Raw genomic sequence first — 8,480 nt, forward strand, 5'->3', positions numbered from 1 at the left:
GACGATGACCCCGACTAGGACGCTCGGCAGCTCAGCCCTGGCGGTCAGCCCGATAGGCCTGGGCGGTAACGTGTTCGGCTGGACTGCGGATGAGTCGGCCTCCCATCGAATCATGGACGCCTACCTCGACGCAGGCGGTAATTTCATTGACACGGCCGACGGCTACTCACACTGGGCCGATGGCCATGCCGGCGGTGAGTCCGAGGCGGTGATCGGATCCTGGCTCCACGCACGACGCCGGCGCGATGACGTCATCATCGCTACCAAGGTATCCACCAAGCCGGATCGCAAGGGGCTCGCGGTCGGCAATATCCACGCGGCTATCGACGAGTCCCTCACGCGCCTGCAAACCGACTACGTAGACCTTTACTACGCCCACTTCGATGACGCGGACACGCCGCTGGAGGAGACTGTCGCCGCATTCGAGGAAGTGCGTGCGGCCGGCAAGGCGCGCTATGTGGGACTTTCCAATTACACGCCGGATCGGGTGGAGGAGTGGTGCGCCATCGCCGCTGCCAACGACTTCGCAGCCCCCGTGGCCCTGCAGCCCCACTACAACCTCCTGCACCGCCAAGACGTTGAGGGTCCTGGAAATCGCGGCGAGGTGGCTGCGACTTACAACCTGGGCCTGGTGCCCTATTTCTCTTTGGCGTCGGGATTCCTGACCGGCAAGTATCACCCTGGCAGCGCGGCCGACTCGGTACGCGGCGGCTGGGTGAAGGACTACCTGAGGCCGGAGTGCTTCGCCGTGCTGGACGTACTGCGGGAAGTGGCGGTAGGGCACGGCGTCGCACCTGCTGCGGTCGCCCTGGCCTGGTTGCGCGAGCGGCCCGGCGTCGTGGCGCCGCTCGCGTCCGCGCGCACGGCTGCGCAACTGGGCCCGATTGCGGATGCGCTGACGCTCGAGCTCGCCCCGGGGGAGACAGCAGCCCTGACAGCTGCCTCGGACCTGGCTCGGCCATAGGCTCCGGAGCCAGCGGCACGCCTAAAGCGGCACGCTCGGGCCCGGCCTTGCTGACAGGCGCTTGTCCACACAGGCGGCTCCGGCGCTAGAACGAACGCGCTTTAGGCATCCGCTTTTGGCATCCTGCCGGACGCCCGCGTGAAGCATCGCCTAAGCGGTGCGGCGCCCCAGGACGTAGGTGCGGGAGTAGCCGTCGGACAGGTCTGTCAGCGTCACGCGAATGAGCCCGGCGCCGTCAATGTCGTAGCGCTCCTCGATTACCGGACCACTGCCTAGGCGGTGCACCGGCGTGTGCATGAGGTCTTCCACGTCCCGCAGGGAGCGGTCGAAGGGGAACAGGACATCCTCGTACGGCGCGAGCTGACCGCGTGGCTCTCCCGCATCATCCACCCCGGCGCACTCCACGTACCGGAAGCGGCCGATGTTGTGGACTGCGGGGTAGCTGCGAGTGATGACCGTCCCGTGCGCACCATCGGCACGCTCCTGCACCGATTCCTCGGTGAGGAGTGCGTCGAACACGGTGCGGGCGCCGCCGTCGGCCTCCCGGAACACGCCGAACCCGCGGGACAAGCGGTCGGTCAGAGCGACCGCGGCGGTACGGTCCGCGGCAATGGCTAGGCCGATCGCGGTCGAGGCGCCGGGGTAGGGCGAGCGGTGGACTCTGCGTCCGAAGCGCTCACGTAGCAGGCGGGGGACCAGCGGGAAGGAGGAGGCGCCGCCAACCAGGTAGATGCCGGCGATCTCCGCCAGATCCGGCCCGCCGTCGTCCAGGCGGCCAATCAACGGGGCCATGGTGTCCAAGCTGCGCTCGATCAGCGGGGTTGCGGCCGAGTAGAAGTCGGCCGCAGGCAGTACCACGTCCTTGCCGCGCAGGATGATGACCAGACGCCGGGTCTGGGGTGCCATCGCCTCCTTGACGTCACGGCACTGGTCGAGCAGGTCGTCCAGCTCCCTGGTGGTCAGCTCCTCCTCCGCCAGCCCGGCCCTCTGGAGGGACAGCTGTGCCAGCAGCAGGTCCAGGTCATCCCCGCCCAGGTCGCCGACGCCGCGCGAGGCGAGCACCTCGTGCGAGTGGCCCCGCACGTCCACCAGAGAGGTATCGAAGGTGCCGCCGCCCAGGTCATAGACCAGAACGCGGGTCCGGCGGGAGGACACGGTGGCGGACTTGCGATGGGTGTACTCGAATCCGGCTGCGCTGGGCTCGTTGAGCATCGCGGTCACGTGGAATCCGGCTGCGCGGAAGGCATCGAGCGTGATCAGCCGCTGGGCCCCGTAGGCATGCGCCGGCACGGCAACCGCGATATGCGCGTCCTCGTCGGCCGGGTCCGCGCCCTCCAGGGCATCGGCGGCAAGCAGGTGGTTGCGCAGGGTGATCAGGTAGTCGGTGAGGATCTCGGCGATCGTGAAAGTGGCGTCTCCGAGCTGTACTGGCGTCTGCGCCGTAACAGTGGGGGATGACAGCAGCCGCTTGAGGCTGCGCAGCAGTGGCGCGCCGCGGCGGGCGGCGGCGCGGGCCTCAAATCCGTGAACCAGCCCATCGGCGGTCAGCGCGGTCAGCGAGGGGAAGAACTCATGGATGTCCCCCTCGGTGTCGGTGAAGCCGATAACGGGGTAATTGCCGCGGTCCGCACGGCTGACGACGGTGCGCGTCGTGCCGAGATCGATGCCGAGGTCCAGGGGCGCGGAGGGAACGCGCCGACGCTTGCGGACTTGCCGCGTACTGTTGCTACCACTTCTGCTACCACTTCGGGCTGCCATGGGCGTGACCCTATCGCTCCCTGGCGCCTATCGCCCGTTGGTTCGGCGGGGCGCCGCCGAGGTGTGTGCCGCTTCATGCCCGCGACCCGGCTCGCGCGGCTCGGCGGATCGGGCGGGCGGCGTCGGCGGGGCCACACGGCGAGTGAACAGTTGGTGAATTCCAGCCGCCTGCGCTGTAGCGGACGGTCCGCCCCGGGTAAGAATGACGGCAGGACGCGTTACCGCGGCCCGGACCGGTGCACCGCACGGAGCGAACCCGCAGGCAGCTGCGGAGGGCTCAGGCAGTACCACCGGCCCGCACACCCGACCGGGAATGGCATGAGTACAACCCTATTCATCGTCGTCGTGGTCATCGTTACGGCGCTGATCTTCGACTTCACTAACGGCTTCCACGACTCCTCCAACGCCATGGCGACCTCCGTCGCCACGGGCGCCTTCACACCTAGGCGCGCGGTGCTGGTTGCCGCCATCCTCAACGTGGTGGGAGCCACGTTGTCCACTGAGGTGGCAAAGACCATCTCCCACGGCATGTTCGACGACGCGCTGATCCAGGCGGCGCCGGCAATGGTGTTCGCCGGCCTGGCCGGCGCGATCCTGTGGAACCTCGCTACCTGGCTGCTGGGCCTGCCCTCCTCATCCTCACACGCGCTGTTCGGCGGGCTGATCGGAGCGGTAGTCGTGGCCGCCGGCTTCCAGGGGGTGCACTGGGGCACGGTGGTCTCGAAGATCATGCTGCCGGCCTTCATCGCCCCGACCGTGGCTGCACTGGCCTCCGCAGTCGCAACCTGGATCAGCTACCGCATCACCGGACCGACGGACAAGGTCAGTGACAAGCTCTTCCGCTACGGTCAGCGGATCTCCGCCTCAATGGTGGCGCTGGCCCACGGAACCTCGGACGGGCAGAAGACCATGGGGGTAATCACCCTGGTACTCATCGCCGCCGGCTACCAGGAGCCGGGCACCGCCCCCTACTGGTGGGTGGTACTGGCTGCCGGTGCGGCGATCGGCCTGGGAACCTACTCCGGGGGCTGGCGCATCATGCGCACCATGGGCAAGGGCCTGGTTCATATCGACCCGCCGCAGGGATTCGCCGCCGAAACCACCTCCACCGTGGCGATCCTGGCCTCCTCGCACCTGGGCTTCGCCCTGTCCACCACGCATATCTGCACCGGCTCGATCCTCGGCACGGGGATCGGCCGCGGCGCCAAGGTCTCCTGGAGCACCTTCGGCAAGATGGGGACCGCCTGGCTGATCACCCTGCCGTGCGCCGCCGTGGTTGGCGCAATCACCTCTTTCATAGCGGTCCGGGGCGGGGTCGCGGGCACCGTCGTCGTGATTGCGCTGCTGCTGCTCAGCGCTCTGCTCATCATCCGGCAGGCAAACCACAACAAGGTGGACTTCTCCAACGTCAACGACGCCGACAAGGTGGTTGTGGCCAAGCAGACCGACCCTGAGCTTGGGCGTGCCCCCAAGACCCTGGACCAGGTGAAGCGGGAGCTGGTGGGAGCCAACCCCGCAGACCGGGGAACGGGAGCGCTGGTATGAGCATCGACTGGTCCTCGCTCGGGCTGGTCACCCTGGTGACCGTGGCCGGCGCCGCCTTCATCCTCGCCGTCACCTCCGCGGCTGTGCGCATGCTCGCGGCGGTTCGGCTCAAGCGGCAGAGCGGACAGGTCAAAGGCCTGCACCTCGCCGAGGTCGCCGCGGGATTCTTCATCGCCTGCGTGGTGGGTATCGCGGTGTTCGGCCTGTGGCTGCTGATCCCGTACTTCCACTAGTCGCAGCTTCCGGTAGCGGCTCCTGCCGACCCCTGTCGGCCCCGCGGGCACGACACTTCGGTCGGTAGGTTCGTCGTCCGGGTCAGCGCGCATACTGTTAGGGTCGCCACATGACCGAGGATCTGAGGGCGGCCGCCCTGGAGGCGACCGACCGCTCGCACGCAACTGCCGACCCCGACTACCCCGTGGTGCACCTGGCGCCCCCGGTCGGTAGGCTCAATGACCCCAACGGCCTGCTGGTGGACTCCGGCACCTACCACGCCTTCTACCAGTTCAGCCCGTTCCACCCGCACCGCAAGCTGGTGTACTGGGGGCATGCCTCATCCAGGGATCTGCTGCACTGGAAGCACCACGACCCGGCGATCATCCCCGACTCCTACTACGACCTCTCCGGGGCATACTCCGGCGGCGCCGTCGTACTGGAGGGGGAGGAGCTGGCGGGTGCGCCAGCAGGTGTCGGCTACCAGTTCTTCTACACCGGCAACCTCAAGGACCCGGTGACCGACGAGCGCACCGCCAGTCAGTGCCTGGTGACCAGCACCGACCTGCAGCGCTTCGACAAGTGGCCGGACAACCCGCTGCTGCCGGACCACCCAGACGGCTATACCGCCCATTACCGTGATCCCCAGGTTTGGCGTGATCCCGACGTCCCGGGCAGCTTCCGCATGCTCCTGGGCGTGCAGCGCGAGGACCTGACCGGCGCGGCGCTGCTGTACCGCTCGGAGGACCTGCGCTCCTGGAGGCTGGAGGGAGAGCTAAGCTTCCCGGACGCCGACGGCGCCTTCGACCGCTTCGGCTACATGTGGGAGTGCCCCGGGCTGGTGCGGCTGACCGACGAGCTGACCGGTCAGGTGCGCGACGTGCTGATCTGGTGCCCGCAGGGCATTGAGCCGGATGCGGAGGGGTACGAGAACATCTTCCCCTGCGTCTACACGGTTGGCCGCCTGGAGGGGACCGAGCTGCGCGAGTGCGACGGGACCTTCGCCGAGGTGGACCGCGGTTTCGAGTTCTATGCGCCCCAGGTCTTCGCTCGTCGTCCCAGTGAGCCCGGCCCGGTTCTGCTGACCGGTTGGGCCGGCAATGCCTCAGAGGATGATCAGCCCTCAATCGGCACCGGCGGCTGGGTGCACGCCCTGACCGTGCCGCGCGTGCTGACCCTGCGAGGCGGCCGCCTGCTACAGCGTCCGGCAGTCCCGCTGCCGGACGATGCCGCCGTGCTGAGCGCCGCGGGGGAGCGGCTGGGGGGAACAACCTCCATTCCCGAACTTGACGGGCACCGCTCCTGGCGGCTGCGCGTCCAGGCCGATGCCACTCACCGGTGGGGCCTGCGCATCGGTGACGAGCGCTGCTACGTCACCATCACGATGGAGTCCCGGGACGGCGATGCGCGCCTGGTTGTGGACCGCTCCCACTCGCGCTACACGCAGCACGGGCAGGTGCGCACCGTTACCGTGCCTCGGGGAACGCGCCCGTGCCTGGAGGTGCTGCACGACCGTTCCGTGACCGAGGTCTTCGTCGGCGATGGCGAGATCGCCTTCACGCTGCGCAGTTTCGTAGAGCCGACCGCAGGCGGTGCCGCCCTGATCGGCGATCAGCGCACGCTGCTGGAAGAGGGCTGCGCCGTGGCCTACGACTGACACCAAACGACTGCGATTCCGGCAGGCCTGGCACACGCACCTGAAGCACGCTGTTTCGGGCTTCAGAATCGGGAATTGCTTGCGTCTTCAGGGGGCGTGCCGGTAGTCTGACTATCGTTTGACATAGGTCGACGCGTTGGGATCGGTGACCGTACCCAACGCACCGGAGTCCTCCGTCGAGCTCAATGCAGAGTATCCAGTTCCCACAGAAAGGAAGCCCGGGTGGCAATGGATCACGCCCGTGTGGCGAGAGACGTCCTGACGTATGTCGGTGGCGCCGATAACATCAACGCAGCCGCTCACTGCGCGACGCGCCTGCGCCTTGTCCTGAACGACATGGACAAGGTGGACCAGAAGGCGCTTGACAAGGATCCCGATCTGAAGGGCACCTTCGTGGCCGGCGGCATGTTCCAGATCATCGTCGGCCCCGGAGACGTCGACATCGTCTTCGACGAGATGGTCAAGACCGGCGGCGTCAAGGAAGTGTCCAAGGACGAGGCGAAGCAGGAGGCGGCCAAGAGCGGCAATATCGTCTCTCGCTTCATCAAGATGATCGCGGACATCTTCGTCCCGATCCTTCCCGCCCTGATCGCCGGCGGTCTGATGATGGCGATCAACAACGTGCTCACCGCGAACGACCTCTTCTTCAAGGGTGATTCGCTGGTGGGGCGCTACGGCTGGCTGGCCGATTACGCCGAGCTGATCAATATGATCTCCTCGGCGGCCTTCGCCTTCCTGCCGGTGCTGGTCGGCTACTCAGCCACCAAGCGCTTCGGCGGCAACGTCTACCTGGGTGCCGCCATGGGCGCGGCGATGGTCTCCACCTCGCTGCTGTCCGCCTACAACATGGCGGATGAAGCGGCCGCCCAGTCCTTCTGGGAGTACACGGGCGCCAACCCCACCTGGAGCCTGTTCGGCCTGACGGTCGACAAGATCGGCTACCAGGCCATGGTCATCCCAGTGCTGTGCGTCGCCTGGATCCTGTCCACCATTGAGAAGTGGCTGCACAAGCGGTTGTCCGGAACTGCGGACTTCCTGCTGACCCCGCTGATCACCATGCTGGTCACCGGCTTCCTCACATTCGTGCTGGTTGGCCCGATCACCCGGCAGCTGTCCATCTGGATCACCGAGGGCCTCGACTGGACCTACAACACGCTCGGCCCGGTCGGCGGATTCCTCTTCGGCCTGGTCTACTCGCCGATCGTGGTGACCGGTCTGCACCAGTCCTTCCCCGCCGTTGAGATCCCGCTGCTGCCCGTCAACGGCGGTGTCGGTGACTTCATCTTCCCGATCGCCTCCATGGCCAACGTTGCGCAGGGCGCTGTGGCCCTGGCGGTCTTCGCGCTCACCAAGGACGCCAAGATGAAGGGTCTTGCCGGTGCCGGTGGTGTCTCCGCCGTCTTCGGCATCACTGAGCCCGCGATCTTCGGTGTGAACCTGCGCCTGCGCTGGCCGTTCTTCATTGGCATGGGTGCGGCTGCTATCGGCGGCGCCGGTGTGGCCCTGTTCAACGTGCGCGGTGCCGCTCTGGGCGCGGCCGGATTCGTCGGCTTCGTCTCGATCATCACCGAGAAGATTCCGGTCTACCTGGCCCTGGAGGCGGTCACCTTCGTCATCGCCTTCGCAGCCGCCTTCGCCTACGGACGTACCCCCAAGGGGCAGGCCTCCTTCGCCGCTGACGACGAGGTGGATGAGGCCGCCCTCGAGGCCGAGGCCACCAAGGTTCACTCAGCCACGGTGGAGCTGCCCGCCGAAGCGGCTACCGACTTCACCATCACCTCGCCCATTCAGGGGCGGGCGGTGCCGCTAACCGAGGTGCAGGACCAGACCTTCGCCTCCGGGATGCTTGGCCCGGGCATGGCGGTGGTACCGGCCTCCGGTCCTGTCGTCTCCCCGGTCGACGGTGAGGTGCTGGTCGCCTTCCCGACCGGCCACGCCTACGGCCTGCGCTCGGCCAGTGGCGTGGAGCTGCTGATCCACGTCGGTATGGACACGGTGGAGCTCAACGGCAAGCACTTCACGCCCAAGGTTTCAGCCGGTGACAAGGTGCTGCGCGGCCAGCCGCTCGTAGAGGTGGACTGGGCGGGCGTGACCGCCGCCGGATACCAGACGGTCACCCCGATCGTCGTGTCCAACGCAACCGCCTTCGGTGGGGTTACCGACGAGCACACCGGTGCGGTGGCCCGCGGCGACTCCCTGTACGCCGTCGCCCCCGCCGCCGAGCCGGCAGCACCGGGAGCCGGCGCCTGACAGCGCCACTGATAGCGACAGTCCGGCCGCACTGAGGCTAGACGGCAACGCTTAGAGCGGCTGGTGGCCGACCCGTTATTCGGGTCGGCCACC

The 8,480-nt window shown here is 67.4% G+C and carries 6 protein-coding genes; 5 read left to right on the forward strand and 1 reads right to left on the reverse strand.

The features are described 5' to 3' along the window. Positions 1 to 4 precede the first annotated feature (4 nt). Positions 5 to 964 (forward strand): aldo/keto reductase, encoded by a 960-nt coding sequence (locus GZ997_RS01075; protein WP_161924023.1) that lies wholly within the window; start codon positions 5 to 7, stop codon positions 962 to 964. A gap of 150 nt (positions 965 to 1,114) precedes the next feature. Here the strand turns inward: GZ997_RS01075 and GZ997_RS01080 are convergent, their stop codons facing one another. Beyond that, the gene (locus tag GZ997_RS01080) at positions 1,115 to 2,722 is read right to left on the reverse strand and encodes an Hsp70 family protein (RefSeq protein WP_162678514.1); all 1,608 of its coding nucleotides are present in this window, start codon (positions 2,720 to 2,722) and stop codon (positions 1,115 to 1,117) included. Positions 2,723 to 3,040: 318 nt separating this feature from the next. Between GZ997_RS01080 and GZ997_RS01085 the strand changes: the two genes are divergently transcribed. The 4 genes from GZ997_RS01085 to GZ997_RS01100 all read left to right on the forward strand — a co-directional run bounded on the left by GZ997_RS01085 (position 3,041) and on the right by GZ997_RS01100 (position 8,387). Next, positions 3,041 to 4,267, forward strand: a complete 1,227-nt coding sequence (locus GZ997_RS01085; RefSeq protein WP_161924024.1) for an inorganic phosphate transporter — start codon at positions 3,041 to 3,043, stop codon at positions 4,265 to 4,267. Continuing rightward, a complete protein-coding gene (locus tag GZ997_RS01090; protein ID WP_161924025.1) occupies positions 4,264 to 4,500 on the forward strand; it encodes a hypothetical protein in 237 nt (78 codons plus the stop codon). The genes GZ997_RS01085 and GZ997_RS01090 overlap by 4 nt, the downstream gene beginning before the upstream one ends. 110 nt (positions 4,501 to 4,610) lie before the next feature. Next, positions 4,611 to 6,137 carry a glycoside hydrolase family 32 protein gene (locus GZ997_RS01095; protein WP_162678515.1) on the forward strand — a complete coding sequence of 509 codons (1,527 nt, stop codon included), beginning with the start codon at positions 4,611 to 4,613 and terminating at the stop codon, positions 6,135 to 6,137. 228 nt (positions 6,138 to 6,365) lie between these two features. Further along, positions 6,366 to 8,387, forward strand: coding sequence for a sucrose-specific PTS transporter subunit IIBC (locus GZ997_RS01100; RefSeq protein ID WP_203233859.1), 2,022 nt, complete (start codon positions 6,366 to 6,368; stop codon positions 8,385 to 8,387). Positions 8,388 to 8,480: the final 93 nt, after the last annotated feature.

This window comes from Actinomyces sp. 565 (genome assembly GCF_010365615.1).
GTDB lineage: Bacteria > Actinomycetota > Actinomycetes > Actinomycetales > Actinomycetaceae > Actinomyces.

Excerpts from the sequence above, each read along its gene's own strand:
- GZ997_RS01090 (WP_161924025.1), top strand. The coding sequence starts at position 4,264 with ATGAGCATCGACTGGTCCTCGCTCGGGCTGGTCACCCTGGTGACCGTG.
- GZ997_RS01095 (WP_162678515.1), top strand. The coding sequence starts at position 4,611 with ATGACCGAGGATCTGAGGGCGGCCGCCCTGGAGGCGACCGACCGCTCG.
- GZ997_RS01080 (WP_162678514.1), bottom strand. The coding sequence starts at position 2,722 with ATGGCAGCCCGAAGTGGTAGCAGAAGTGGTAGCAACAGTACGCGGCAA.
- GZ997_RS01075 (WP_161924023.1), top strand. The coding sequence starts at position 5 with ATGACCCCGACTAGGACGCTCGGCAGCTCAGCCCTGGCGGTCAGCCCG.
- GZ997_RS01085 (WP_161924024.1), top strand. The coding sequence starts at position 3,041 with ATGAGTACAACCCTATTCATCGTCGTCGTGGTCATCGTTACGGCGCTG.
- GZ997_RS01100 (WP_203233859.1), top strand. The coding sequence starts at position 6,366 with ATGGATCACGCCCGTGTGGCGAGAGACGTCCTGACGTATGTCGGTGGC.